Here is a 24629-nt window from a genome sequence, read left to right on the forward strand (position 1 = left end):
GCCCGGTGGACCCCGGACCAAGTCCGGGGTGACGGAGTGGAGGTGGCTACCGTCGCGCCTCACACGATCCCGAACGGCACCACGCGGTTGGTCTGGGTGTGGCCGACGTCGGCGCGGCCGAGGTACGGCACGCCGAGGTCGGCGCACCAGCGGCGGACCATGTATTCGATGTCCTCGTTCCATTGCGGCTCGTTCGGGGTCACCGCGGTGACGCTGCCGAGGCGGACGCCGGCGATGCCCTTCAGCTGCGTCGCACGGCCCATGTGGAACAGCAGCCGGTCGATATTGTACATGGGTTCCGACACTTCCTCGATGATGAGGACGTGGTCGGTGAGGTCGGGCAGATAGGGTGTGCCGATCAGCGCGCCGAGGATCGACAGGTTGAACGCCGCCGCCGGGCGCCCGTCAAGGCCGGGTTCCAGCCCCTGCCGGTCGCCGCGCGCCAGCCAGCCCAGCGAGCGCGCGATCGTCTGGTCGCCGTGGGTGCGGCGGATGTCGCTCGCCATCGGGCCATGGACCGGCCGGCCGATCCGCCGGGCGTAGAGCGCACCGAGCAGGAACCCCATGTCGGAATAGCCGAGATACGTCTTGTGCCGCGCGGCCGGCCCCAGCTGCGGCATGACCAGCGGCAGGATGCGGTTCGAACCATAGCCACCGCGCAGGAACCAGATCGCGTCGAAACCCGGATCGTTGGCGAATTCCAGGAAGGCGTCGGCGCGGCGACGGTCGCTGCCGGCGAAATGGCCGTCCGTCTCCCAGCATTGCGGGTGAACGATCAGGTCGACCTCGGGATAGGCCAAAGCGGTGAAGGCGATGAACGGCGCCTCGGCATCCTTGTTGCCGATGCTCGCCGGCGCCACCACTCCAATCCGCATGCGCGTATCCCCGCTTGCCGACAGAGCCTTGTGCCTGCCGATGCCCGGCGATAGCGCGGGCCGATGGCGAACGGCAACATTTCCGAGACAGTACAGAATCAGCGTTTCTTTCTGGTCGGCATCGGCGGATCCGGCATGCTGCCGCTGGCGACGATCCTGGCCGGACGCGGCGCGATCGTCGAAGGATCGGACCGCGGACTGGACCAGGGGCGTGTGCCTGCCAAGTTCGACAGTCTGATCGCGCGCGGCATCCGGCTGCATCCGCAGGACGGCAGCGGCATCGTATCGGCGGAGCAGATCGTCGTCGCCTCCGCCGCGGTCGAGGACACGGTGGCGGATATCGTCACCGCCACGCGGCTGGGCTGCGCGCGGATGAGCCGTGCCGAGCTGCTGAGCACCCTGTTCAACGCGAGCGAGCTGCCGATCGGCATCGCAGGCACCAGCGGCAAGTCGACCGTGACGGGCATGATCGGCTGGATTCTGCACGCGGTGGGGCGCGACCCCACGGTGATGAACGGCGCGGTGATGAAGAATTTCGCGGCACCGGATGCGCCGTTCGCGAGCGCGCTGGTGGGGGCCAATAGAAAGGAGGGGGGCGATGCCTTCGTCAGCGAGGTGGACGAAAGCGACGGGTCCATCGCGCGCTACGTGCCGCGGGTTGCGGTGCTGAACAACGTCAGCCTGGATCACAAGGCGCTGGACGAATTGCGGCGCCTGTTCGCCGACTTTGCGGGCAAGGCCGAGGTGGTCGTCGCCAATGTGGGCGATGCGGAGACGGCGGCGCTGGTTGCCGGCATGGCGAATGTGGTGACCGTCGCGGTGGAGGCGGAGGCGGATCTGCGCGCCGAGAACCTCGCGCCGGAGCCGTTTGCGATATCGTTCGATCTCATCGCGCGCTCACCCTCACCCTTCGGGCGCTTCGCGCCCTCTTCCCGCGACGGGTCGGACATGCCCCCGGCATGTCCTGAACAGCGCGGGGCGCTGTTCACCCGCCGCGCCCAGCGGGAGAGGGAGGGAGCGCCGGAGGCGCGGAAGGGTGAGGGTGAGACGCGATTGCGCGTGCAGCTTGGCGTACCCGGCCGGCACAATGTCGCCAACGCGCTCGCGGCAATCGCCGCGGTCGCCGCCGCGGGCATTCCGCCGGAGCAGGCGGTGGAGGCGATCGGCGGCTTTACCGGCCTCAGGCGCCGGTTCGACTTCGTCGGCGCGGCGGGCGGGGTCGCGGTGATCGACGATTTCGGGCACAACCCCGACAAGATCGCCGCGACGCTCGATACGTTGCACGCCTTTCCCGGGCGCCTGCGCATCCTGTTCCAGCCCCACGGCTATGGCCCACTGAAGGTGATGCGGCGCGAATTGGTCGAGAGCCTGACGCAGCGGCTGCGGCCCGACGACCTGCTCGTCCTGCCCGATCCGGTCTATCACGGCGGCACGGTCAACCGCGAGGTGACGAGCGCCGACATCGTCGCGGATCTGACCGCCGCCGGCCGCGACGCGCGCCATGTCGCAAACCGGGCCGAGGCGGCTGCGCTGCTGGTCGCCGAAGCGCGGCCGGGCGATCGAATCGTTGTGATGGGCGCTAGAGACGACACGCTGAGCCTGCTCGCCGCCGAGATGCTGGAAAGCCTGCGCGCGAAGGGATAGCATCCGGGGTCAGGAGGTGTCCGATGAACCCCTTTACCCACCACCCCGCCTCGGTCGGCGAAAGCTATACGCAGCATCTGGGCGTCGCGACGCGGTTCGGCCTGCGCATGATCGTGGGCGGGCTCGGCGCGCTGGCGCATGGCGTCTTCCCGTTCCTGTTCACCACCATCGGCAGCCGCACGATCATCGCGCTCCACGCCGAAATCGTCGCCAAGCGCGCCGACGAGGCGCAGCGGCGATCGGTGGAGTTCGTCATCTGATGTAAAGCGCGCTTGACGTAAAGCGAGCTTTCCATGTAAAGCCTCCTTCACATACGAAGGAGGCTGTGATGTTCTCGATTCGACGCAGCGAAAAGCTGAACCCGGCGCAGCGCCGCTATCTGCGCCGCTTCTTTCCAGCGATGACGATGTACGTGCTGGTGCTCTTCGCCTGCACGGCCATGATCCGTGATCAGAAGCCGCAGGGGGCGCTGCTTGCGCTTCTGTCCGTAGCGCCGGCGCTGCCGATCGTGGCGGCGATCCTGGTGATGGGCGCCTATCTGATCGAGGAGCGCGACGAGTTCATCCGCACGCGGCTGGCCACGGCGATGCTGGGCGGGCTCGGTGTCATGCTGGTCATCACCACCGTCTGGGGGTTCCTGGAGAATGGCGGCGCGGTCGGGCACTTCCCGACCTTCCTGACCTTCCCCGTCTGGTGCGGCTGTTTCGGCCTGTGGCAGTGCGCGATGGGGCTGCGCGACCGCTTTGCCGGGGATGGCGCATGAACAACCACCTGCGCGCGCTGCGGGCGACGCGGGGGTGGAGCCAGCAGCATCTCGCCGAACAGCTCGAGGTCAGCCGGCAGAGCGTCAATGCGATCGAGACGGGGCGCTACGATCCCTCGCTCCCCCTCGCCTTCCGCATCGCGGAACTGTTCGAGCTTGCCATCGAAGACGTCTTCGTCAGTCCGTCCAAGGAGAAGTAATATGATCCGGTTTCTCGGTATGCGCCTTGCCGCCTCCGCCCTGACGCTGGGCGTCGTCCTGCAGCCGGCGCCGAGCCATGCCGCGACGCCGGCGGCCGAAACGCGGATGCCGCATATCTCGGTCGTGGCGACCGGCAAGGGCAGCCCGGTCATCCTCATTCCCGGCCTGTCGTCGCCGCGCGCGGTGTGGGACGGCGTGGTGCCGGGCCTTGCGAAGACCCATCGCGTCTATGTGGTGCAGGTCAACGGCTTCGGCGGCGATGCACCGGGAGCGAACCTGTCGCCGGGGGTGCTCGACGGCGTGGTCGCGGACCTGCACGCACTGATCGCCAAGGAAAAGATCGCAGGCGCCGCGGTGGTCGGCCATTCGATGGGCGGGCTCGCCGCACTGATGCTGGCCAACGCGCATCCGGGTGATGCGGGCAAGCTGATGATCGTCGATTCGCTGCCGTTCATCGGCACGCTATTCGCGCCGACCGCGACCGTCGCGATGATCGAACCGCGCGCGAAGGCGATGCGCGACATGCAGGCGGCGAGCTATGGCAAGCCCGCCGATGCCGCCGCCGCGACCGCGATCGCCGACCGGCTCGCGCTGCGCCCCGAGGCGCGTGCGAAGGTGACGGCCTGGGCGATGGCAGCCGATCTGCGCGTTTCGGCACAGGCGATGTACGAGGACATGACCACCGACCTGCGCCCCGCGATGGCGCAGATCGCGACGCCGATCACGCTCGTCTATCCCTGGGCGACGTCGGGGCCGAGCGAGGCGCAGGCGAAGGCGCTGTACACCGCGGCCTATGCGGGTGCGCCGAACGTGCGGTTCGTGGGGATCGGCGATGCGGCGCATTTCGTGATGCTCGATCAGCCCGCGGCGTTTCAGGCGGCGATCGAGGGGTTTGCGGGGTGATACTGGTTCGGTTTTGTCGTGCGCGGCCGTGGTGGAGAAGCGGGACCCGGGACCCGAGCCGTCGTCCCGCGTCAATGGCAAAAATGTCGGATCGTCATCCGGACGACGAAGGCGAGCGTGGTGAGGGGCTTAGGCGCCGGCTTGCCGTGCGGGCGGCTCGCCGGCGGGGGGATTGCCCTGTCCATGGCCCAGATTGTCGTTGACCCGTCCCCGGCGCTCGGCTCCACTGCCCCGCGAGGGGGACGGACATGAGTGACGAACAGGCAGCGATGCGGGCATTCCGCTTTACCGGGCGGTGGCAGGATTATGCGCCGATCGCCTTCACCAACCTGCTGCTGACGATCGTCACGCTGGGCGTCTACGTCTTCTGGGCGCGGACGCGGACGCGGCGGTATCTGTGGAGCCGGACGCAGTTCATCGACGACCGGCTGGAATGGACGGGCACGGGGCTGGAGCTGTTCGTCGGCTATCTGCTCGCCTTCGTCCTGTTCGTCCTGCCGCTCGGCATCATCAACCTCGTCCTGCAGGGCGTGATGATGCGCGGGCATCAGGGTGCGGCGGGGCTGATGGTGGGGCTGCTCTATCTCGCGATCCTCTACCTGTTCGGCGTCGCGCGGTTCCGGGCGCTGCGCTACCGCCTCAGCCGCACGCTGTGGCATGGCATCCGCGGCGGCAGCGACGACCAGGGCGTCGCCTATGGCTGGAGCTATTTCTGGCGGACATTGCTGTCGTTCCTGACCATCTATCTGATGACGCCCTGGGCGATGGCCAGGCTGTGGAACCAGCGGTGGAATGCGATGAGCTTCGGTTCGCTGCCCTTCCGCAGCGAGGCGCGCTGGCAGCCGGTGTTCAAGCGATTCCTGCTGTTCTACGTCGCCCCGATCCTCATCGTCGTGGCGGCCGGCATCCTGGGCTTCCTGTTCGCGGGGGCGTTTGCCGGGATGAAGCCCGGTACGCCGCCGACGGCGGGCGTGATCGCGACAGTGGTGCTGGCCGTCGTCGGCTTCTACGTGCTGTTCTTCGGCGTGCTCGGCCTGATCGCCATGGCCTGCTACGCCGCCTTCTTCCGCGAGGCGATCGGCGCGACGTCGCTGGGCAAGCTGGAGTTCGGGTTCGAGGCGTCGACGATGGACTGGGTGAAGCTGTACCTCGGCAACTTGGGGCTGACGGTCGTCACCTTCGGCGTCGGCTATATCTTCGTGCCGTACCGCAACTGGGCGTTCTTCATCCGTCACCTCGCGGCCTATGGCGAGGTGGAGATCGACACGCTGACCCAGTCGCGCACACGCGAACCGGGCCAGGGCGAAGGGCTGCTCGACGCGTTCGACGTCGGCGCGTTCTGACCCCATGCGCGCAGGCGTCTGGCATTACGACGGCGTCACCGCGCTGCGCCGCCGGGTGGAGCTGGTCACCGAGGGCGACGGCTTCACGCTGGTGGACGACGGGGAGGCCGGCGCGCGGGTGGCGTTCGCCGAGCTGACGCCGGGCGACGGCGACGCCGGCCATGCGAGCTTCGGGCGCAAGGGGCACCCCGGCTGGCGCATCACCTTCGACGGCGCGGTGCCGGCCGAACTGGCCGCGGCGCTACCGGGCGCGCATCGTTACGGCCGCTGGGTCGACCGGCTGGGGCTGTGGCGCGCGGTCGGCGTCTTTGCGGTGCTGGCGGCCATCGTCGTGGTCGTCGTTCTGCGCACCCCTGCCCTGCTCGCGCGGCTGATCCCCGCGTCGGCCGAACAGCGGCTGGGCGACGTGATGATGGGCGATTTCGGTCGCAAGGGCTGTGCCGATCCCGCCGGACGCGCCGCGCTGGCGACGCTGGTGCAGCGCATCGACCCCGACGATCGCACGCTGGAGGTGCATGTCGTCAAGCTCCCGATGGTCAATGCGGTGACACTGCCCGGCGGGCGGATCGTGGTGTTCGATGGGCTGATCCAGGCGGCGCAATCGCCCGACGAGGTGGCGGGCGTGATCGCGCATGAGATCGGCCACGTCCGCGGACGCGACGTGATGGAATCGCTGCTGCGGCAGATGGGCCTGTCCGTCCTGCTCGGCGGGATGGAGGGGCATGTCGGCGGCTATACCAACGCATTGCTCGCCACCGCTTATTCGCGCGATGCGGAGGCGCGGGCCGATGGCCGGGCGATCGAGATGCTGCGCGATGCGAAGCTGTCGCCGGTGCCGACCGCGCGCTTCTTCGACCGGCTGGGCAAGGGCGCGGGCGGGACGGAGCGGATGTTCGCCTATATCGCCAGCCACCCGATGTCGGCGGACCGGGCGAAGCGGTTCCGGGCGAGCGTCGTGAAGGGCGCGGTGTATACGCCTGCGCTGGACGCGCGCGAGTGGGCGGCGTTGCGCGGGATCTGCAAGGGCGAGACGGATAGGGTCGACTGGCGGTTCTGAGGGGGGCGTCGTTTGCTCCGTTGCTCCGGGGTTTCTGCGGCGCGGGGGAGTTGGAGGCTCTGGCCGTTCCCATGCGGCGCGGTGGACCCCGGACCAAGTCCGGGGTGACGCGGTGGGTGGGTGGAACCGGGTGGCGGCGTAGGCTGCCGTCTGAGCGGTGCGTTTCCTCATACGCTCCGTCACCCCGGACTTGGTCCGGGGTCCACTCTGCGGCGAGGGGGAGCTGGCGGCTCTGGTCGTCCCCGTGCGGCGCGGTGGACCCCGGAACGAGTCCGGGGTGACGGACCGGGTGAGGCGTGCGTTCCGGCCCTTTCCTGTGCGCCGGGATGACGGGCGGGGCGGCGCGCGCTACCACGGGGCTATGAGCCACGCCGTCCGCCTGCCGCCGCCTGCGCCCGAGGATGCCGCGGCGCGTAATATGCGGCAGCTGGTGCTGTTGCGCTGGATGGCGGTGGGCGGGCAGCTCGCGACGATCCTGACGGTGCATTACGGCTTCGGCATCACGCTGCCGATCGCGCAGATGTTCGTCGTGCTCGCCGGGCTGGTGATGCTGAACGTCATGACGTGGCTGGGGCATCCGCATTGGCCGGTCACCAATTTCCAGCTGTTCGGGACGTTGGTGTGCGACGTCTTCGCATTGTCCGTGCAGCTGTATCTGTCGGGCGGCGCGAACAATCCGTTCGTGTCGCTGTACCTGTTGCAAGTCGTCATGGGCGCGGTGCTGCTGCATGCCTGGTCGAGCTGGGCGCTGGTCGGGTTTACCGCTGTCGCCTTTGCCGTCGTTGCGGCGGTCAGCCCGCCGCTAGCGTTGCCGCCGTGGTTCGCGACGCATCTGTCGCCCGTCTATGTGCTGGCGCTGTGGTGCAATTTCGTGCTCGCCGCGGTGCTGCTGGTGCTGTTCGTGACGCGGATCGCCGCCAATCTGCGCGAGCGCGACGCGTATCTGGCAGACCTGAGCCGCCGCGCCGCCGAGGAGGATCAGATCGTGCGCATGGGTCTGCTGGCCAGCGGCGCGGCGCATGAACTGGGTACGCCGCTCGCGTCGATCGCGGTGCTGCTGGGCGACTGGAAAGCCGATCCGGCCGTCACGCACGATCCCCGCCTCGCCGCCGAAGTCGCGGAGATGCAGGCCGAGGTGATGCGTTGCAAGACGATCGTGTCGGGCATCCTGTTCGCTGCGGGCGAGGTGACCGGCGTCGCCCCCGAACGCACGACGGTGCGCCGGTTCCTGCGCCAGCTGATCGACGCGTGGCCGGGCACCGTCGCCTTCCACGATGCGTTGTCCGACGACACGCCGATCGTGGCCGATCGCGCGCTGGGGCAGGCGCTGACCAATTTGCTCGACAATGCGGTTGAGGCGGGGGCGGAGCGGATCGCGCTGACGGCGCGGATGGAGGAGGCGATGCTGGTGCTGACGGTGCAGGATGACGGCAGCGGCTTCCCCGCGCAGGTGCTCGGCAGCCTGGGGCGGCCGTACAACACCAGCAAGGCGCGACGCGGCGCCGGGCTGGGCCTGTTCCTCGCGACCAACGTGCTGCGGACGCTGGGGGGCACGTTGCAGGCGCGCAACCGGGCGGAGGGCGGCGCGGAGACGGTGCTGCGGCTACCGATCGCCAGCCTGGCGCTGGAGGCGCGCGGATGAGCGAGGCGCGCCGCCTGCTGATCGTCGAGGACGACGCCAATTTCGCGCGCACGCTGGGCCGATCGTTCGAGAGGCGTGGCTATGCGGTTGCGATGATCGATGGGCCGGACACGCTGGAGGCGACGGCGACGGCGTTCAAGCCCGACCATGCGGTGGTCGACCTGCGGCTGGGTGGCGCGTCGGGCCTTACCTGCGTCGCGGCGCTGCATGCGCTCGATCCGGGGATCAAGATCGTCGTCCTCACCGGCTTCGCCAGCATCGCGACCGCGGTGGAGGCGATCAAGCTGGGCGCCACCAACTATCTGACCAAGCCCGCCAATACCGACGATATCGAGGCGGCGTTCGCACGCGTCGAGGGCGATGCCGACGCGACGATCGCCCCTGCCCCGCCGACGTCGATCAAGACGCTGGAATGGGAGCATATCCACCAGACGCTGGCCGATGTGGACTTCAACATTTCGGAGGCTGCGCGGCGGCTGGGCATGCACCGGCGGACGTTGGCGCGGAAGCTCGACAAGCGGCATATGGGGTGATCCGAGTCCTCCCCCGCCAGGGGGAGGTGGCACCGCGTAGCGGTGACGGAGGGGGAGGTAAGAAGTGTCCTCAGTCATGACGGACGCCGCCGTCCGCCCCCTCCACCATTCGGCTGACGCCGAACGGTCCCCCTCCCCCTGGCGGGGGAGGACTTTCGGCGGCGGTGACGGCGGGGGCCAGCAAAGCCCTAAGTCACGACGGACGCCGGCTGGGGATGCACCGGCGGACCTTGGCGCGGAAGCTGGACAAGCGGCACATGGGGTGATCCCGGTCCTCCCCCTGGCGGGGGAGGAATGTTTCACTTCAGCAGCTTGGGTGCTTCCTGCTGGATGACGTCGCGGATCTTGCCGGCGAACAGGCCGAGGAAGCCGGGCAGGTCGACGATCGCGTGGACGTTGCTGTCCGACACGGTGGCGCGGCAGCCGATCTGCTGGCCCATCGCGCCGACGGTGAAGTGCATCGTGTCGCCCTCCCATCGGTGATCGACCTGCGCGCCGCCGGGGATCAGCCGGCCGATCTTGCCGATGCCGCCGTCCAGGCGGTCGCGCACGCCCTGCTTGCCGAGCTGGTGGGGGATGTTGATCTCGATCGGCGCGGTCATGCGGGGTCCTTCGTGGTGGCGAACAGCATCGCGTCATCGGCAAACGCCTTGAACTCCAGCGCGTTGCCAGAGGGGTCGTAGAAGAACATCGTCGCTTGCTCGCCCGGCTGGCCGACGAAGCGGACATGCGGGGCGATGCCGAAGCGGGTGCCCGCCGCGACGAGGCGGTCGCGCAGGGCCTCCCAGTCCGGCATGGTCAGCACCACGCCGAAATGCGGGACCGGCACGTCATGGCCGTCGACGGCATTTTCGACGCGCACCGCGCGGGCGGCGGGATCGAGGTGGGCGACGATCTGATGGCCGTACAGGTCGAAATCGATCCAGGCATCGCTCGACCGGCCCTCCGCGCAGCCCAGGGTGCCGCCGTAGAAACCGCGCGCGGCGGCGAGATCGTGGACGGGAAAGGCGAGGTGGAAGGGGCGTATCATGCCGGCACGATAGGGGGATCGTGGTGCCGGTGCCAGCGTCGCCGTCATCCGATCCGGCCATCATCCCGGCATAGGCTGGGATCGTTCGGTTGAGACGCGGGGCAGGAGCCGCGAATGACCCCAGCCTGCGCTGGGGTGACGTCTACAGGTGAATCAGCGCTGTTCCGGCAGCGTATAGGGCGTGAAGCGGGTGAAGCGGCAATAGGCCGAGGGGATCGACGTACCCGGCGTCAGCACGCGGAAGCGATCGTTGCGGCAGAGTTGCCCGCCCCACACGTCGACGATCAGCGTATTGAGCGGCGCGAGCGACGGGCAGGCACCGACCGGCCCCGTCTTCCACACCGTGCGGCCCGCGCCCTGGCGGTAGAGGATGGTGTGCGCATCGACGATCTCCGGGCCGTTGGTGCTCGACAGCGAGATGCAGTCGGCCGGCTGCCCGGCGATGCGGTCGGCAAGCGGGTCCGACCGTGCCGCCATCAGCGGCAGCGCGAGGGCGAGCAGCGCCAGCGCCTTCATCGCGCCGGCCGCTCGTAGCGGACGAATGGACCGAGCGAGCAGCTGCCCGACATCATCCGCGATCCCTGGTCGACGGTGGTCGCTATATCGCCCTGGCACGCCTGGCTCATCGGGCTTTGCGTGACGAGGATATCACCGCGTGCAACGCGCTCGCAGCCGCCCGACGTATCGGTGCGGTATTTGAGCGTACGGCTGACCGAATAGACCAATGTCGGGCCGAACGCCTTGACCTGCGTATTGTTGAAGCGCGGCATGCACGCCATCGGCTGACCGGGGGTGAGGCCCGCGAGCTCCTTCTGCAAGCCGCTGGCCGCGGCGGCGCTGTCCTGTTCGGCGGCAAGGCGTTGCTGCGGCGTCTGGGCACAGGCCGCCGCCAGCAGCAGCGTCGCCATCGCAAGGGGGGTCCTGATCGCCATATGTCGCTCCTGTCGCCGGGTGAAACGTCTCAGTCTTTAAAATTGTCCTTGCCGGCCCGCAGCGTGGCAAATTCGTCCGCATCCCTTGCCCGCAGGAACGGGTTGGTCGCGCGTTCCAGGCCGATGGTCGTGGGCACGGTTGCCTCGCCCGCCGCGCGGGCTGCGTCGACCGCGCGCATCCGCTCGATCAGCGCCGCATTGTCCGGCTCGACGCTGAGCGCAAAGCGGCCGTTGCTTTGGGTATATTCGTGGCCGCAATAGACGCGCGTCGCGTCGGGCAGCGCGGCGTAGCGTTGCATGTTGGCGAACATCTCTGCGGGCGTACCTTCGAACAACCGGCCGCAGCCGAGCGCGAACAATGTGTCGCCGGTGAAGATCGCCTGATCGTCGGCGAGGTGGAAGGCGATGTGGCCGGCGGTGTGGCCGGGAACGTGCAGCACCTGCGCGACCGTTCCGCCGATATGGACCACGTCGCCTTCGTCCACCGTCGCGTCGAGCGTCGGGATCTTGGCGGCCTCGCGCGCCGGGCCAGTGATGCGGGCGCCCGCCGCCCGCAACGCCGCGTTGCCGCCGACGTGATCGGGATGCCAGTGCGTCGTCCACACCTGATCGATCCGCCAGCCGCGCTGCGCGGCGGCGGCCTGCACCGGCGCCGCCTCGCCGGGATCGACCGCGACCGTCTCGCCGCTGGCATCGTCATGGATCAGCCAGGCGTAATTGTCGCTGAGCACGGGAACGCGGACGATCTCCAGCGTCATGGCGTCACCAGCTGCCGGTGTTGGGCATCGACGCCCAAGGCTCGGCCGACGGCAGCGGGTCGCCCGCCTGCAACAGTTCGATCGAAATGCCGTCGGGCGTCTTCACGAAGGCCATGTTGCCGTCGCGCGGCGGGCGGTTGATCGTGACGCCGTGGTCCATCAGCGCCTGGCAGCTGTCGTAGATATTGTCGACGCGATAGGCGAGATGGCCGAAGTTGCGGCCGCCGGTGTAGCTTTCGGGCGCACTGCCATCCTGTGCCGGCCAATTGTAGGTCAGCTCCACCTCGGCACGGCGTTCGCCGAGCTTGGCGTCTTCGGGCGTCGCGAGGAAGATCAGCGTGAAGCGGCCCTGGTCGTTGTCGATGCGGCGGACTTCGTGGAGGCCGAGCACGTTGAAGAAGGCGATCGTCGCGTCGGGATCGCTGACGCGGATCATGGTGTGGAGGTAATGCATGCCTTGCCCTTGGACTTGGGGAACGATCGTGCCCCAACGCGTAAGGGACGGCGTCGGTGCCGTCGAGGGGGGGCCACTTCGTCACCCCGGACTCGTTCCGGGGTCCACCGGGCGGCGGGGGGACGGCAAGAGGCTCAGACGCTGCCCCTGAGGATCAGTGGACCCCGGACCAAGTCCGGGGTGACGGGGTGGGGGTGGCGACCTTATTCCTCCCCCGCCAGGGCGCATCGGGATGAACGGCCCCCGGCCGTTCAAGATCATGCCGGGGGCATGATCGACCCGAGGCGGTGGCATGCTGCAGGCATGACGGAGGGGGAGGTAAGGGTAGCGCTTCGTTACTAGGGACGTTCCTGTCCGCCCCCTCCGTCACCGCCTTCGGCGGCGACACCTCCCCCTGGCGGGGGAGGACTTATGGGTGCGCTGAGTGTCGATCAGCCCTTCCGCTGGATGGCGGAGTGGGTGTGATTGTCGTCAGCGGCCCGTCGGCGCCGCCTTTGCCGCCGGCACGTCGCCGAACTGGGCGAGCGCGGCGCGGGCTTCCTTGCCGGCGGGGGCGTTGGGGGCGAAGCGTGCGGCTTCGGCCCAGGCGGCGCGGGCGCCGGCCTCGTCGCGGGCAAGTGCGGCGATATTGCCCGCCTCGAGTTGCACCGAGGCGTCGTCGGCGGAGCGTTTCAGCGCCTCGGCGATGTCCGTCTTGGCGCGGATCACGTCGCCCTCGCGTCGTGCCAGCGTCGCCGACAGCAGCCACGCCAGCGGATCGTCGCCCGCGGTCTTGAGCGCCATGTCGATATCGCGGCGCGCGCCTTCGGGCTCGCCGGCCGCGACCAGCACGCGGGCGTGGTCGAGCTGTGCCTCGCCGAGCGCCAGCCCCTCCAGCGTCCCCGCGATCAGCGCGGTGTCGAGGTTGGACCGCGCCTTGGGCACGTCGCCGGCCGCAAGCCAGGCATTGCCCGCCTGCGCACGGTAATTGGCAGCGCGTGTGTCGTGCGCGGTTTCCGCCGCCTTGGCCGCCGCTTCGAATTCGACGGCGGCGGCGGGGAAATTGCCCTCCTGCGTGTAGGCGAGGCCGGCGCATTGGCGTGCGAACCAGGCGCCGCCGCTGGCGCCCCAGCGGACCGCTTCGGCGCGGGCGGCGGCGGGATCAGTGCGGGCGAGTGCGACGCAGCGGTCGAAGCGCGCCTCGCGCGGGTCGGCAGGGGCAGCGGTGGCGGCTTGTAAGGCGGCGGCGAACAACAGGATCATAAGCGGCTCAGCACGTCCTCGACCGCACGGACGATCAGCGCGACGTCGGTGTCGCGCGACAGGCGGTGGTCGCCGTCCTTGACCAGCCATGTCTGCACGTCGGCTGAACGGATCAGCTCGGCCAGATGCACGGTGCGATGCCAGGGCACGTCGGGGTCCGCCTGCCCCTGCACCAGCCGCACCGGACCGTCGAAGGGAATGGCACCGAACATCAAGCGGTTGGCTTCGCCCGACTGAAAGAAGGCGCGGGTGTAGAGCGTCGGTTCGGGGCCATAGGGGTTGGCGCGCTCCAGCTTGCCCTGCTGCAGGATCGCCATCTTTTCGTCGAGCGTGAAACCCCAATCGGTGAAATCGGGGGCGGGCGCGATGCCGACGAGGCCGAGCACGCGATCGGGCCGTGCCCTGGCGGCGAGCAGCATCAGCCAGCCACCCATCGACGAGCCCACCAGCACCACCGGCCCGGTGGCGATCTGGTCGATCATCGCCAGCGTATCGTCACGCCAGCCGGCGAGCGTCTGGTCGGCGAAGTCGCCTTCGCTCGCGCCGCACCCGCCGTAATCGAAGCGCAGGAACGCACGGCCGGTGCGGCCCGCCCAGGCCTCCAGCGCCAGCGCCTTGGTGCCGGTCATGTCGGAGGCATAGCCGGAGAGGAAGACGATCGTCGGACCGGTGCCCGGCGTGTGGTGATAGGCGAGACGCGGGCGTGGGGGTTGAGTGGGGGCTTGGGTCATGCCGCGGTGGTAGCGCGGTGACGGGCGGGCGTCATCATGGTGGTGCGCGGGACACTTCCCCCAAATGCCCCGTCACCCCGGATTCATTCCGGGGTCCACCGGTCCGCAAGGGGGAGGCTGGAGCCGCTTGCCGTCCCCGTGCCGCTTGGTGGACCCCGGAACAAGTCCGGGGTTACGGGGTGGATGTGGCGGCCGTTACGCCTTCAGCTTCGCCGCCGTCTCGGCGATGCGCTTGCCTTGGTAGCGGGCGCCGGCGAGTTCCTCGGCATGCGGTTGGCGCGAGCCGTCGCCGCCGGCGATCGTGGTGGCGCCGTAGGGCGAGCCGCCGCGGACTTCATCGACGCCCATCTGGGCCTGGAAGCCGTAATCGAGGCCGACGATCGCCATGCCATGGTGCAACAGGTTGGTGAGAAGCGAGAAGAGCGTCGTTTCCTGCCCGCCGTGCTGGCTGGCGGTCGAGGTGAAGGCGCCGCCGACCTTGCCGATCAGCGCGCCCTTGAACCACAGGCCGCCCGTCGTGTCCCAGAAGGCCGCCATCTGGCTCGGCATCCGGCCGTAGCGGGTCGGCGCGCCGACGATGATCGCGTCATAGTCGGCGAGCGCATCGGGGCCCTCGATCAGCGGGTGCGCGGTGTCGGTCTTGAAGCCGGCCGCCTTGACGATCTCGTCCGGCGCGGTTTCGGCCACGCGGCGGATGGCGACCTCTGCCCCACCCTCGCGCGCGCCCTCGGCAACGGCGTCGGCCATCTTCTCGATATGGCCGTAGGAGGAATAATAGAGCACCAGAACCTTGGTCATCGCGAAGTCTCCATCTGTCTTGGCCGCCAAGATGGCGTCGGCCCATCGGCGCGTAAACGGAAACGCTGGAAACCGATCGTTTCCTCAAGCGGTTCCTTTGGGTAAGGCTGGCGGTTGCAACCTGTGGGGGGATCGATGCGACTGCCGGATCTGGAAGCCTGGGCGATCTTCGCCGCGGTGGTGGAGCATCGCTCGTTCAGCGGCGCCGCGGACGCGATCGGGCTGAGCAAGGCAACCGTGTCCAAGGCGATCAGTCGGCTGGAGGCGCATATCGGCCAGTCGCTGTTCCACCGCACGTCGCGCCGGCTGGCGCTGACCGAGGCGGGGCGACCGCTCGCCGACCATGCGACGCGCATTCTTGGCGAGGCGCGCGCGGCGGAGGAAGCGGCACGCGATGCCGCGAGCGTACCGACCGGGCGCGTCCGGCTGGCGGCGCCGATGAGCTTCGGCATCAGCAACGTCGCGCCGCTGCTCGCGACGTTCCTGAAAGAGCATCCGGGCGTCGAGATCGACCTGCATTGTTCGGACGCGCGGGTGGATATCGTCGCCGAAGGGTTCGACGTCGCGCTGCGCATCGGCGAACTGGCCGACAGCAGCCTGCGTGTGCGGCGGCTAGGCGACATCACGGCGCATCTGGTCGCGTCGCCTGCCTATCTGGCGGAGCATGGCACGCCCGCGCACCCGGCGGAGCTGTCGGCGCATCGGCTGCTCGGCTATTCGAACGTCACCGGGCCGTGGCATTTCCAGCATGCCGACGGCAGCGACGTCGCGATCCGGCCGCAGGGGCCGCTGATCGCCAACAGCGGCGAGGCGCTGGTGCCCACGCTGCTCGCCGGCCTGGGAATCGCGCGCCTGCCGGCCTTCATCGTCGGCCCGCACCTGGCCAGCGGCGCGCTGGTGCCGCTGCTGGCGGACTGGGCACCCGCGCCGATCGGGCTGCACATCGTCACCCCGCCCAGCGCGCTGCGCCCGGCGCGCGTCGAGGCGCTGATCGCTTTTCTGTCGCAGCACCTGCGCGATCCGTGCGCGGGGCGGGACTAACGGGCCATATATCCCCCGTTCGTGCTGAGCCTGCCGAAGCACGCCTATACGCACGAACCGCACCGCGCGGAGCACCCAGCCCTTCGACAAGCTCAGGGCGAACGGAGTTTTTGGTCCGCCCCCTACCCCTTTCGCGCGACCTGGAAGCCGGCGAAGGACTGGCTGACCGGCATCAGTTCCAGCCGGTTAATGTTGAGGTGCGGCGGCAGCGTCGCGACCCAGAGCATCGTCGCGGCGATATCCTCCGCGGTCATCGGGTCGGCCCCCTTGTACAGCGTGTCGGACGCGCCTTGATCGCCGCCGGTGCGCACGACGGTGAATTCCGTTTCGACCATGCCCGGCTCGATCGAGGTGACGCGCACGCCGGTGCCGTGGAGGTCCGAGCGTAGCCCCAGCGAGAATTGCTCCACGAACGCCTTGGTGCCGCCGTAGACGTTGCCGCCGGTATAAGGATAGGTCGCGGCGACCGATGACAGGTTGATGATCGCGCCCTGGCGTTCGATCAGGCCGGGCAGCAGCCGGTGCGTCAGCGCGACGAGCGCGGAGACGTTGGTGGCGATCATCGTGCGCCAGTCGTCGAGCTTTGCCTCCTGCGCAGGCTTGGTGCCGAGCGCGAGGCCGGCGTTGTTGATGAGGAGGTCGATGTCGCGCCAGTCCGCGGGCAGGCTGTCGATCGCGGCGGCGGTGGCGGCGTCGTCGGCGATGTCGAAGGCGAGCGTGTGGACCGCATCGCCCAGATCGGCCTTCAGCGCGTCGAGCCGGTCGGCGCGGCGGCCGGTGGCGATGACGCGCCAGCCGGCGCCGACGAATTCCTGGGCGGCGGCGGCACCGATGCCGGCGGTGGCGCCGGTGATGAGGGCGATCTGGGTCATGGCGTCTCTCGTGAAAGGGAGGAGTATCTGCGGGACTGATGCCGCGACGCGGGCGCGCTGCCAACGATCATCTGCGCAGGGCGATCCGCGGGCATGCGGGCGATCTTCTTTTGCCCAAGCGCGGAACGGCGATGGGCGGGCGGGTGTTTCCCGTTATCCTTCAACAGGATGCCCCAGTTCATGCGTACGCTGTCCGCCGCGGAGATCGCGACCCTCGCCCCGGGCGACAACCGGCCCCACCGGCGGCTGGGCATTGCCGAAACCGCGGCGGGGCTCGCCGGCCTGCTGCGCAAGAGCGACGTGCTGGCCGCGGAAGCGGACGAGGTGCGCGCGGCGGCGCTGGCCCGCGCGCTCGCCGCGATGATGCCCGCGGCAACGGTGGTAGTCTGTCCCGGCACCGACGCGCTGCCCGGGGACGAGGCGCCCGCCTCCCCCGCCAATGTCGGGCAGCGCGTATCGGCGTTGCGCACCGTGCGCTGCACGCTCGCCAAGCGCCGGCGGCCGCGGATCGCGCTGATCACGACGGGTGAGGCGCTTGCCCGCGCCTGCCCTACCCCCGCGGCCTTCGATGCCGAACCGCCGCGGGTGACGGTCGGCAGCGCATGCGATCTGGCGACACTCGCCGAGGCACTGACCGACCTTGGCTATATCGCCGACGAGCGGGTCGACGAACCGGGCGAACTGGCGCTGCGCGGCGCGGTGCTGGACGTGTTTCCCGCCGATGCGGACGCGCCGTTGCGGATCGAGGTGGGCGATGGCCATGTCGTCGCGATCCGATCCTACGACCCCGCCGACCAGCGCAGCACGGGCGAGGTCACGCAGCGCGAGCTGGGCCGCGTCGCCGAACCGCCGCTGGGCGAGGAACGCTGCACGCTGATCGACCATTTGCCCGATGCGACGATCGTCGTGTCACCCGCGGCGGACGACCGCCGCCGCCGCCTGCTGCTGCTGAGCGCCGATGCCGCCGCGCGGGGTGCCCGCCGGGCAGCGCGTGAGGTGGTGGACGAAGACGCCTGGACCGCGGCGATGGCAGAGCGGACCGTCAAGACTCTGCCCAAGGCGGGCGATCCGCCGCCCCGCTTCGTCGAACAGCGCGGGCCGATGCGCGCCTTCGCGAAGGTCGCCAAGGCGGCGCTGGCGGCGGGCACGCGGGTCGTGCTGCTGGGCAGCGCGCGCGACCTGCGCTTCCTGACCAAGCGCGTCGAGAAGGCCGCGGATGCTGCCGCCGTCGCGGTGGACGACTGGGCGGCCGTGGCCAAGGCGCCGAAGGGATCGCTGCTGACGCTCGCCGCCCCCGCAGATCGCGGGTTTGCGACGAAGGGCGTGCTGGCGGTCGCTGCCGCAGACCTGATCGGCAGCCGTGCGGATCGCGACGACGGGGCGGTGCGGCGCGTCGACCCGGACCTGCTCCAGACCACCGAAATCCGCGTCGGCGATACGGTGATCCATGAGGATCACGGCATCGGCACCGTCGCGGGGCTGGAGTCGCTGGCAGAGGACGGGGACACCGGCGGCGACGCGATCAAGCTGGTCTATGCGCGCGACGCGGTGCGGCTGGTGCCCGTCGCCGACGCCGACCGGCTGTGGCGCTATGGGGCCGAGGACGATGCGGTGAAGCTCGACACGCTCGACGGTAAGAGCTGGCACGAGCGGCGCGTCGGCATCGACGCCGCCATTGCCGAAACCGCGCGCGGCCTGACGAACCTCGCCACCGAGCGCGGCGAGCGGACGGCGCCGGTGCTCGATCCCGATCCCGCTGCCTATGAACGCTTCGCCGCGGGCTTTCCCTTTTCCGAAACGCCCGACCAGCTGCTCGCGATCGAGGCGGTGCGCAGCGACCTCGCCTCCGGGCGCCCGATGGACCGGCTGGTGATCGGCGACGTCGGCTTCGGCAAGACCGAGGTCGCGTTGCGCGCCGCGGCCATCGCCGCGCTGTCGGGCAAGCAGGTGGCGCTTGCCGCGCCGACGACGGTGCTCGCCCGCCAACATCTCGACAGCTTCACGCAGCGCTTCGCCGGCACGGACATCGTCGTCGCCGGCCTGTCGCGCCTGTCCACCGCCGCCGAGGCACGCCGGGTGAAGGCGGGGCTGAAGAATGGCAGCATCCATATCGTGATCGGCACGGGCGCGGTTGCGGGCAAAGGCGTGGCCTATCGCGACCTGGCGCTGGTGATCGTCGACGAAGAGCAGCGCTTCGGCGCGGCGGACAAGGCGAAGCTGCAGGCGTTGTCGGCCGGCGATGGGGCGGCGGGCCATGTGCTGACGCTGTCGGCGACGCCGATCCCGCGCACGCTGCAAGCGGCACTTGTCGGCCTGCGCCAGCTGTCGGTGATCGCGACGCCGCCGGCGCGGCGCCAGCCGATCCGTACCGCCGTGTCCGCCTTCGCGCCCGAGACGCTGCGCGCGGCCCTGTTGCGGGAGCGCGCGCGCGGCGGGCAGAGCTTCGTCGTCGTACCGCGCATCGCCGACATGGCGCCGCTCGCGGACCAGCTTGCCAAGCTGGTGCCCGAACTCGAGCTGTTGCAGGCGCATGGCAAGATGCCGGCCGCCGAGATCGACGAGGCAATGGTGCGCTTCGGCCGCGGCGACGGCGACGTGCTGCTCGCGACCAACATCATCGAGGCGGGGCTGGACGTGCCGCGCGCCAATACGATGGCGATCGTCCATGCCGACCGCTTCGGCCTCGCCCAGCTGCACCAGCTGCGCGGGCGCGTCGGGCGCGGGCATCGACGCGGGCAGGTGCTGCTGTTCACCGATGGCGAGCATGCCATCGCGCCGCGCACGTTGAAGCGCCTCAGGACGCTGGAGGCGTTCGATCGGCTAGGCGCGGGGTTCGCGATCAGCGGGCGCGATCTCGACATGCGCGGCGCGGGCGACCTGCTTGGCGAGACGCAGGCGGGGCATATGCGGCTGATCGGCGTCGAACTGTACCAACAGTTGCTCGAAGGCGCGCTACGCACCGCGCGCGGCGAGACGGTGGAGCGCTGGACGCCCGAGCTGCATTTGGGGCTGGAAGGGCAATTGCCGGCCGACTGGATTCCGGACGAGGATTTGCGGCTGTCGCTCTACGCCCGGCTCGCACGGCTGCGCGATGTGGATGACGTCGAGGCGTTCGAGGAGGAATTGCGCGACCGGTTCGGCGACGTGCCCGATGCCGCCATGCGGCTGATCGCGCTGGCGCGGGTGCGCGAACTGGCCCGCGCGCATGGCGTCGCACGGATCGATGCCGGCCCCGCCGCGGTGGCGCTGACGCCGCGGGCGGACAGCGATATCGCCGCGCACGTCGACGGGCTGGAGGCAAAGAACGGCCGGCTGATCCTGGCCGAACGGATCGCCGACGCTGGCGAACGGATGGAGCGGATCGCGACGCTGCTCGCCTGAGCTTCACCGCAAAGGGCTACGCCAAACCCCTATCGTCAGTGCGAGGCAGCTCAGGGGTACGGGTGGTGCGTCGCTGCGACTGACGTGCAGCGCTCGCCCGACCGATCAGAACGGCAGCCACTTCGCCTTGTGCGAGATCTTCATATAGCCGACGTTGACGCCCGCGCGGTAACCGACGCCGAGGCGGATCGGGATCAGCACGATGTTGCCGCGGCGCAGATAGGTCGCGGCAAAGCCGCCGACCAGATACAGCCGCCCCTCCACCGCCGGAAAGCGGCGGAACAGCTCTTCGGTATCATAGAGGTTGTAGACGAGGACGAACACCTTGTTGGCGTCGCCGCCGACGTCGAAGCCCACCGACGGGCCGGTCCAATAGACGGGCTGCTGCCCCTCCACCTTGTGGCTCATGATCCCCGAGCCATAGCGCACGCCCAGCACAAACGCGCCCGCCGCCTCGCGGCCCGCGATATAGGCGTTGGGCTCGCCCTGCTCCTTCAGCACCTTTTCCAGCATGCCGGCGAGGCCGGCCGCGCCCTTGCCGAACACGCCCTCGCCCGCGGCGAGCAGGTCTTCGCGCTGATAGGTGGAAGCGGCCTTCAGCGTGGCGTCGGCCTGCGCCTGCTGCTGCGCCTCGGTCGTCTGGCCGGCATAGACGGGTGCGGGGGCCTGGGTGAAGCCGGCACCGGACGCGCCGGCCGTGGTCTCCGGCTGCGCCGCCCAGTCCCGCTCCACCGAGGGAGCCGGGGTCGGCGTCGGGCGCGGCGCGGTGCGCGGGGTGGAGGATGTCGTCCGCCCCTGCGTCGACAGATCGCCGTCGATCGCGCGATTGGGATCGATCGTCGTCACCTGTGCGGGCGCACTTGCTGCCACCAGCGCACTCGCCGCCAGCGCGAAACCGATCACCCGCATCACCATTCCCCCTTGTCGCGCCACACGGCGCCGCCCCTCGTTAACCACCCCGGCGCTTGCCCGGCAATGAACGAACGGCGGGCGGCGCCGAAATTACGATCGAATGCGGGCCTCAACCCCGTTGATCCCCCGAAAGACCCTCGCTATAGCCGCCCGACGCCGCAGCTCGGAGACGTGGGTGAGTGGCTGAAACCAACGCTTTGCTAAAGCGTCGTACGGGAAACCGTACCGAGGGTTCGAATCCCTCCGTCTCCGCCACTTGCTTGTTCAGGTGGTTCGTTCAGCCGACGATGAGCGGCGGCGTGTATCTCGTTCGAGACGACATTAGGCCACGTTCCCCGCGGGACGTGGCCTAATGTCATATGGGCCCCCGCCCGATCAGAAGCGCAGGCTGAGCCAGCCGGCGAGGAAGTCCGAACTGCTGTAGCCGGCGTTCTTCAGCGCCGGACCCGCCATCAGATGTTCGTAGCGGCCGGTGACGCTGACGCGTGGCGAGATCGTCCAGACCGCTTGCAGGCGCGCGGTGTCGGCGATCTTGCGGCCGGGGACATTCTGCGTGCCGGCAAAGGCGGTGCCATTCGCACGATACACCGCATCGCGGACCGTATCGCGCCAGCTGAGTTGATATTCCGCCGACAGGCGCACGGTCTTCAGCGGGTTGAAGGTGAAGGTCGGCGCGAGCGCGATCAGATTGGTCGGCGTCGCGTACAGCTGGTAGCTGTAATAGATGTTGTTGCCGAAGGGCGCGAGCGCATTGCGCAGCGTGCCGCCGGTATAGGCCCCGCCGCCCGACGCGTAATCGGCGTGGAAGCCGACGCGCGGGGCGCCGCGATCCTTGCCAAGGCGATAGTTCTGCGCGAACAGCAGCAGCCAGGCGCTGATCGGCCGACCGTCGTAATGGCCGCCCTGATGATTGACCGTCCAGTCGAGGTTGACCGGGCCGATGTCCCCCAGCGTGTGCAGGCCGTAGAAGAAGCGTTCTTCGCGGGTCGTCGTACGGCCCCAGGTGGCGGCACTATTGCGCAGCCGCCAGAAGAAGGGGTCGAGGTAGAGCTTCGACCCGCCGAACAGCGTCTTGGGCAGAACGATACCGCCCGAAATGCCCGAGAAGCGGCGGCCGCGATCGCTGATGTCGTCGCCGGTGCCGCCGACGCCCAATTGGGTCGTATGGAAATCGAACAGGTCCACGCGCACCTGCTTCGCGCGCGCCCAGGCGCGGGTGCCGTTGTAGACGGTGAAGATCGTATTGTTGTCACGCGGCACGACCATCAGGTTCGGACCGTCGGCGAAGGTCTGGCGACCGTAGCGGATGCCGACGTCGGCCTGCGCGATGGTGCCGGTGAGGTCGACGAAGGATTGCTGGACGACCAGATCGTTGCGCATCTGCGGCGTGATCGTACCGAGATTCTGGCCGGCGAGGCCGCCATGCGCCAGTTCGCCGAACAGACGGACGTGGCTGCCCAGATGCAGATCGGCACCGCCGACGATGCGTGTGATGTCCTGCCGTTGCGCCTCACCCGCGCGCAAATTGGGGTTGGTCGTTTCGTTGACGCGGAAGCGCAATTCGCCCGACAGCGTCAGATAGATGTCGCCCTTGCCGTCGAGCGGGATGAACTTCAGCCGGTCGAGGATGTCGTCGCGCTTCTTGGGGTCGCGATAGCGGCGCCAGTCCTCCACCCAGCGCGACTGGTTGTAGCCGCCGCTGGTGACGCCATCGCCGATCGCTTCGGCGGGATAGGCTTCGGACACGGGAGAGGCTGGAACCTGATTGCCCCGTTCCTTGGGCGGTAGCGCCTGTCCGGCGGTCGCGGTTGCAGTTGCGGCGGCGGTTGCAGTTGCGGGGGCGGCGGGAGTCTCGGCCAGCGCCGGAGTGGCGGCGAGAAGGGCGAGCGTGGCGGTGGCGACCAATTGGCGCGCGATGTTCGACATGGGATCGATCTTTCAGTCGGTGGTGGGACGGCGGCGCATCACCGGCGCCGCCGTCTGGTGCGGTCATTCGGCCGCGACGGCACCCGCGGGCAGATCCTCGACGCGGGGCAGACGACCGGCCACCGCCAGGTCGAACTGCTGCTGGTCGAACTTGCCCTCCCACCGCGCGACCACGACGGTGGCGACGGCGTTACCGATGAAATTGGTCAGGCTGCGGCATTCCGACATGAAGCGGTCGATGCCCAAGATCAGCGCCATGCCGGCGACCGGCACCGAGGGGACGATCGACAACGTGGCGGCCAGCGTGATGAACCCGGCCCCGGTGACGCCCGCCGCGCCCTTCGACGAGAACATGGCGACGCCCAGCAGCAGCAATTGCTGGCCGATCGTCAGGTCGACGTTGCACGCCTGCGCGATGAACAGCGCCGCCAGCGTCATGTAGATATTGGTGCCGTCGAGGTTGAACGAATAGCCGGTCGGCACGACCAGGCCGACGATCGACTTGGGGCAGCCCGCGCGCTCCATCTTTTCGATCAGCGCCGGCAGCGCGCTTTCCGACGACGAGGTGCCGAGCACCAGCAGCAATTCCGCCTTCAGATAGCGGATCAGCGTGAAGATCGAGAAACCGGCGAGCTTCGCGACGATGCCGAGGACGACGACGACGAAGAGGAAGGAGGTGAAGTAGAAGCTGCCGACCAGCCAGGCGAGGCCCTTCAGCGCCACGATCCCGTATTTGCCGACGGTGAAGGCCATCGCACCGAACGCACCGATCGGCGCGACCTTCATGACGATGCCGACCAGTTTGAAGAAGGCGATCGACACGTCTTCGAGCAAGTCGAGCACGCGCGCGCCGCGATCGCCGACCAGCGCCAGCGCCACGCCGAACAGGATCGAGACGAGCAGGACCTGCAGGATGTTGCCCTCGGTCATCGACGACAGGAACGTGTCGGGGATGATGCTCATCAGGAAGCCGACCAGCGTCGTTTCATGTGCCTTTTCGGCAAAATCGGCGATCTTGCTGGTATCGAGCGTCGCGGGATCGATGTTGAGCCCCGCGCCCGGCCGGACGACATTGGCGACGATCATGCCAATGATCAGCGCCAGCGTGGAAAAGAAAAGGAAGTAGATGAACGCCTTGCCCGCGACGCGGCCGACCGAGGCGAGATCGCGCATCCCGGCGATGCCGGTGACGATGGTGAGGAAGATGACCGGTGCGATCACCATCTTCACAAGCTTGATGAAGGCATCGCCGAGCGGCTTGAGCGCTTCGCCGGTGGTGGGCGCGAAATGGCCGAGCAGCACGCCCGCGACGATCGCGGCGAGCACCTGGACATAGAGGTGGGCGTACCAGGGGCGTGCCGCGGGCGGAACCGCGTGCGGCGTTCCGCTGGTGGCCGGATAGATCGTCATGGATGCGGCTCCTCTCGAATGACCCGCGTGCGTCGCGGTGTGGTTGGGAGCAGTGTTGCCGGACGCGCCACGCGGACAGAAACGGTGCGTCGCGTATATTTTAATCGTTTATTTGCATGGGCTTAGCGAAGATCATCCGCTGCGCGACGTGTCACTATTCGCCGTCTCCGCATCGCCCAGT

General features: G+C 69.0%; 25 protein-coding genes and 1 tRNA gene. 12 read left to right on the forward strand and 14 right to left on the reverse strand.

Annotation, left to right across the window (positions count from 1 at the left end; all coding sequences use genetic code 11):
• Nucleotides 1-59: 59 nt before the first annotated feature.
• Nucleotides 60-875: an LD-carboxypeptidase gene (locus ACP7A3_RS04180; RefSeq protein WP_426255235.1), complete on the reverse strand. Its 816-nt coding sequence runs from the start codon at nt 873-875 to the stop codon at nt 60-62.
• A gap of 63 nt (nt 876-938) precedes the next feature.
• On the opposite strand from ACP7A3_RS04180, the gene ACP7A3_RS04185 reads away from it, so the two are divergent.
• The 9 genes from ACP7A3_RS04185 to ACP7A3_RS04225 all read left to right on the forward strand — a co-directional run bounded on the left by ACP7A3_RS04185 (nt 939) and on the right by ACP7A3_RS04225 (nt 8961).
• Nucleotides 939-2519, forward strand: coding sequence for a glutamate ligase domain-containing protein (locus ACP7A3_RS04185; protein ID WP_426255234.1), 1581 nt, complete (start codon nt 939-941; stop codon nt 2517-2519).
• A 23-nt stretch (nt 2520-2542) separates the two neighbouring features.
• Nucleotides 2543-2779 (forward strand): DUF6356 family protein, encoded by a 237-nt coding sequence (locus ACP7A3_RS04190; protein ID WP_426255233.1) that lies wholly within the window; start codon nt 2543-2545, stop codon nt 2777-2779.
• A gap of 68 nt (nt 2780-2847) precedes the next feature.
• Nucleotides 2848-3282, forward strand: a complete 435-nt coding sequence (locus ACP7A3_RS04195) for a hypothetical protein (RefSeq protein ID WP_063685888.1) — start codon at nt 2848-2850, stop codon at nt 3280-3282.
• On the forward strand, nt 3279-3482 hold the full coding sequence (locus ACP7A3_RS04200; protein WP_017979643.1) for a helix-turn-helix transcriptional regulator: 204 nt from the start codon (nt 3279-3281) through the stop codon (nt 3480-3482). Before ACP7A3_RS04195 ends, ACP7A3_RS04200 begins: the two co-directional genes overlap by 4 nt.
• Nucleotide 3483: 1 nt before the next feature.
• Nucleotides 3484-4386 carry an alpha/beta fold hydrolase gene (locus ACP7A3_RS04205; protein ID WP_426255232.1) on the forward strand — a complete coding sequence of 301 codons (903 nt, stop codon included), beginning with the start codon at nt 3484-3486 and terminating at the stop codon, nt 4384-4386.
• A 248-nt stretch (nt 4387-4634) separates the two neighbouring features.
• Nucleotides 4635-5729, forward strand: coding sequence for a YjgN family protein (locus tag ACP7A3_RS04210; protein WP_426255231.1), 1095 nt, complete (start codon nt 4635-4637; stop codon nt 5727-5729).
• Between the two features lie 4 nt (nt 5730-5733).
• A complete protein-coding gene (locus tag ACP7A3_RS04215) occupies nt 5734-6786 on the forward strand; it encodes a M48 family metallopeptidase (protein ID WP_426255230.1) in 1053 nt (350 codons plus the stop codon).
• A 361-nt stretch (nt 6787-7147) separates the two neighbouring features.
• Nucleotides 7148-8428: an ATP-binding protein gene (locus ACP7A3_RS04220; RefSeq protein WP_426255229.1), complete on the forward strand. Its 1281-nt coding sequence runs from the start codon at nt 7148-7150 to the stop codon at nt 8426-8428.
• The gene (locus ACP7A3_RS04225; protein WP_017979648.1) at nt 8425-8961 is read left to right on the forward strand and encodes a response regulator transcription factor; all 537 of its coding nucleotides are present in this window, start codon (nt 8425-8427) and stop codon (nt 8959-8961) included. The genes ACP7A3_RS04220 and ACP7A3_RS04225 overlap by 4 nt, the downstream gene beginning before the upstream one ends.
• A gap of 299 nt (nt 8962-9260) precedes the next feature.
• Here the strand turns inward: ACP7A3_RS04225 and ACP7A3_RS04230 are convergent, their stop codons facing one another.
• The 9 genes from ACP7A3_RS04230 to wrbA all read right to left on the reverse strand — a co-directional run bounded on the left by ACP7A3_RS04230 (nt 9261) and on the right by wrbA (nt 14906).
• Nucleotides 9261-9563, reverse strand: a complete 303-nt coding sequence (locus ACP7A3_RS04230; protein ID WP_017979649.1) for a polyhydroxyalkanoic acid system family protein — start codon at nt 9561-9563, stop codon at nt 9261-9263.
• A complete protein-coding gene (locus ACP7A3_RS04235; RefSeq protein WP_426255346.1) occupies nt 9560-9991 on the reverse strand; it encodes a VOC family protein in 432 nt (143 codons plus the stop codon). Before ACP7A3_RS04235 ends, ACP7A3_RS04230 begins: the two co-directional genes overlap by 4 nt.
• Before the next feature lie 153 nt (nt 9992-10144).
• A complete protein-coding gene (locus ACP7A3_RS04240) occupies nt 10145-10507 on the reverse strand; it encodes a hypothetical protein (RefSeq protein WP_426255228.1) in 363 nt (120 codons plus the stop codon).
• Entirely contained in the window at nt 10504-10923 is a 420-nt protein-coding gene (locus ACP7A3_RS04245; protein ID WP_241769192.1) for a hypothetical protein, read from the reverse strand. Before ACP7A3_RS04245 ends, ACP7A3_RS04240 begins: the two co-directional genes overlap by 4 nt.
• A 29-nt stretch (nt 10924-10952) precedes the next feature.
• Entirely contained in the window at nt 10953-11681 is a 729-nt protein-coding gene (gene gloB / locus ACP7A3_RS04250) for a hydroxyacylglutathione hydrolase (protein ID WP_426255227.1), read from the reverse strand.
• A 4-nt stretch (nt 11682-11685) separates the two neighbouring features.
• Nucleotides 11686-12135, reverse strand: coding sequence for a VOC family protein (locus tag ACP7A3_RS04255; RefSeq protein WP_017979654.1), 450 nt, complete (start codon nt 12133-12135; stop codon nt 11686-11688).
• 471 nt (nt 12136-12606) lie between these two features.
• Nucleotides 12607-13377 (reverse strand): tetratricopeptide repeat protein, encoded by a 771-nt coding sequence (locus ACP7A3_RS04260; RefSeq protein ID WP_426255226.1) that lies wholly within the window; start codon nt 13375-13377, stop codon nt 12607-12609.
• On the reverse strand, nt 13374-14108 hold the full coding sequence (locus tag ACP7A3_RS04265; RefSeq protein ID WP_426255225.1) for an alpha/beta hydrolase: 735 nt from the start codon (nt 14106-14108) through the stop codon (nt 13374-13376). Before ACP7A3_RS04265 ends, ACP7A3_RS04260 begins: the two co-directional genes overlap by 4 nt.
• A 195-nt stretch (nt 14109-14303) precedes the next feature.
• Nucleotides 14304-14906 (reverse strand): NAD(P)H:quinone oxidoreductase, encoded by a 603-nt coding sequence (gene wrbA / locus ACP7A3_RS04270; RefSeq protein WP_426255224.1) that lies wholly within the window; start codon nt 14904-14906, stop codon nt 14304-14306.
• A 135-nt stretch (nt 14907-15041) separates the two neighbouring features.
• Here wrbA and ACP7A3_RS04275 point away from each other — a divergent pair, with 135 nt between their 5' ends.
• Nucleotides 15042-15947 (forward strand): LysR family transcriptional regulator, encoded by a 906-nt coding sequence (locus tag ACP7A3_RS04275; RefSeq protein ID WP_426255223.1) that lies wholly within the window; start codon nt 15042-15044, stop codon nt 15945-15947.
• Between the two features lie 122 nt (nt 15948-16069).
• On the opposite strand, the gene ACP7A3_RS04280 is transcribed toward ACP7A3_RS04275, so the two are convergent.
• Nucleotides 16070-16819, reverse strand: coding sequence for an SDR family NAD(P)-dependent oxidoreductase (locus tag ACP7A3_RS04280; RefSeq protein ID WP_426255222.1), 750 nt, complete (start codon nt 16817-16819; stop codon nt 16070-16072).
• 180 nt (nt 16820-16999) lie between these two features.
• Here ACP7A3_RS04280 and ACP7A3_RS04285 point away from each other — a divergent pair, with 180 nt between their 5' ends.
• Nucleotides 17000-20200, forward strand: coding sequence for a TRCF domain-containing protein (locus ACP7A3_RS04285; protein WP_426255221.1), 3201 nt, complete (start codon nt 17000-17002; stop codon nt 20198-20200).
• 105 nt (nt 20201-20305) lie between these two features.
• On the opposite strand, the gene ACP7A3_RS04290 is transcribed toward ACP7A3_RS04285, so the two are convergent.
• Nucleotides 20306-21115: a DUF1134 domain-containing protein gene (locus ACP7A3_RS04290; protein WP_426255220.1), complete on the reverse strand. Its 810-nt coding sequence runs from the start codon at nt 21113-21115 to the stop codon at nt 20306-20308.
• Nucleotides 21116-21277: 162 nt separating this feature from the next.
• Here ACP7A3_RS04290 and ACP7A3_RS04295 point away from each other — a divergent pair.
• Nucleotides 21278-21367, forward strand: a tRNA-Ser gene (locus ACP7A3_RS04295).
• A 120-nt stretch (nt 21368-21487) separates the two neighbouring features.
• On the opposite strand, the gene ACP7A3_RS04300 is transcribed toward ACP7A3_RS04295, so the two are convergent.
• Complete coding sequence (locus tag ACP7A3_RS04300) at nt 21488-23038, reverse strand: alginate export family protein (protein WP_018250667.1); 1551 nt, start codon at nt 23036-23038, stop codon at nt 21488-21490.
• A gap of 63 nt (nt 23039-23101) precedes the next feature.
• Nucleotides 23102-24448, reverse strand: a complete 1347-nt coding sequence (locus ACP7A3_RS04305; RefSeq protein WP_331361653.1) for a dicarboxylate/amino acid:cation symporter — start codon at nt 24446-24448, stop codon at nt 23102-23104.
• Nucleotides 24449-24629: the final 181 nt, after the last annotated feature.

The organism is Sphingomonas sp. DC5200-1, from assembly GCF_049897245.1.
Classification (GTDB): Bacteria; Pseudomonadota; Alphaproteobacteria; order Sphingomonadales; family Sphingomonadaceae; genus Sphingomonas; species Sphingomonas aquatilis.

Bases quoted from the DNA above. Each gene is read 5' to 3' on its own strand.
- ACP7A3_RS04180 (WP_426255235.1), bottom strand. From the start codon at position 875: ATGCGGATTGGAGTGGTGGCGCCGGCGAGCATCGGCAACAAGGATGCC.
- ACP7A3_RS04185 (WP_426255234.1), top strand. From the start codon at position 939: ATGGCGAACGGCAACATTTCCGAGACAGTACAGAATCAGCGTTTCTTT.
- ACP7A3_RS04190 (WP_426255233.1), top strand. From the start codon at position 2,543: ATGAACCCCTTTACCCACCACCCCGCCTCGGTCGGCGAAAGCTATACG.
- ACP7A3_RS04195 (WP_063685888.1), top strand. From the start codon at position 2,848: ATGTTCTCGATTCGACGCAGCGAAAAGCTGAACCCGGCGCAGCGCCGC.
- ACP7A3_RS04200 (WP_017979643.1), top strand. From the start codon at position 3,279: ATGAACAACCACCTGCGCGCGCTGCGGGCGACGCGGGGGTGGAGCCAG.
- ACP7A3_RS04205 (WP_426255232.1), top strand. From the start codon at position 3,484: ATGATCCGGTTTCTCGGTATGCGCCTTGCCGCCTCCGCCCTGACGCTG.
- ACP7A3_RS04210 (WP_426255231.1), top strand. From the start codon at position 4,635: ATGAGTGACGAACAGGCAGCGATGCGGGCATTCCGCTTTACCGGGCGG.
- ACP7A3_RS04215 (WP_426255230.1), top strand. From the start codon at position 5,734: ATGCGCGCAGGCGTCTGGCATTACGACGGCGTCACCGCGCTGCGCCGC.
- ACP7A3_RS04220 (WP_426255229.1), top strand. From the start codon at position 7,148: ATGAGCCACGCCGTCCGCCTGCCGCCGCCTGCGCCCGAGGATGCCGCG.
- ACP7A3_RS04225 (WP_017979648.1), top strand. From the start codon at position 8,425: ATGAGCGAGGCGCGCCGCCTGCTGATCGTCGAGGACGACGCCAATTTC.
- ACP7A3_RS04230 (WP_017979649.1), bottom strand. From the start codon at position 9,563: ATGACCGCGCCGATCGAGATCAACATCCCCCACCAGCTCGGCAAGCAG.
- ACP7A3_RS04235 (WP_426255346.1), bottom strand. From the start codon at position 9,991: ATGATACGCCCCTTCCACCTCGCCTTTCCCGTCCACGATCTCGCCGCC.
- ACP7A3_RS04240 (WP_426255228.1), bottom strand. From the start codon at position 10,507: ATGAAGGCGCTGGCGCTGCTCGCCCTCGCGCTGCCGCTGATGGCGGCA.
- ACP7A3_RS04245 (WP_241769192.1), bottom strand. From the start codon at position 10,923: ATGGCGATCAGGACCCCCCTTGCGATGGCGACGCTGCTGCTGGCGGCG.
- gloB (WP_426255227.1), bottom strand. From the start codon at position 11,681: ATGACGCTGGAGATCGTCCGCGTTCCCGTGCTCAGCGACAATTACGCC.
- ACP7A3_RS04255 (WP_017979654.1), bottom strand. From the start codon at position 12,135: ATGCATTACCTCCACACCATGATCCGCGTCAGCGATCCCGACGCGACG.
- ACP7A3_RS04260 (WP_426255226.1), bottom strand. From the start codon at position 13,377: ATGATCCTGTTGTTCGCCGCCGCCTTACAAGCCGCCACCGCTGCCCCT.
- ACP7A3_RS04265 (WP_426255225.1), bottom strand. From the start codon at position 14,108: ATGACCCAAGCCCCCACTCAACCCCCACGCCCGCGTCTCGCCTATCAC.
- wrbA (WP_426255224.1), bottom strand. From the start codon at position 14,906: ATGACCAAGGTTCTGGTGCTCTATTATTCCTCCTACGGCCATATCGAG.
- ACP7A3_RS04275 (WP_426255223.1), top strand. From the start codon at position 15,042: ATGCGACTGCCGGATCTGGAAGCCTGGGCGATCTTCGCCGCGGTGGTG.
- ACP7A3_RS04280 (WP_426255222.1), bottom strand. From the start codon at position 16,819: ATGACCCAGATCGCCCTCATCACCGGCGCCACCGCCGGCATCGGTGCC.
- ACP7A3_RS04285 (WP_426255221.1), top strand. From the start codon at position 17,000: ATGCGTACGCTGTCCGCCGCGGAGATCGCGACCCTCGCCCCGGGCGAC.
- ACP7A3_RS04290 (WP_426255220.1), bottom strand. From the start codon at position 21,115: ATGGTGATGCGGGTGATCGGTTTCGCGCTGGCGGCGAGTGCGCTGGTG.
- ACP7A3_RS04300 (WP_018250667.1), bottom strand. From the start codon at position 23,038: ATGTCGAACATCGCGCGCCAATTGGTCGCCACCGCCACGCTCGCCCTT.
- ACP7A3_RS04305 (WP_331361653.1), bottom strand. From the start codon at position 24,448: ATGACGATCTATCCGGCCACCAGCGGAACGCCGCACGCGGTTCCGCCC.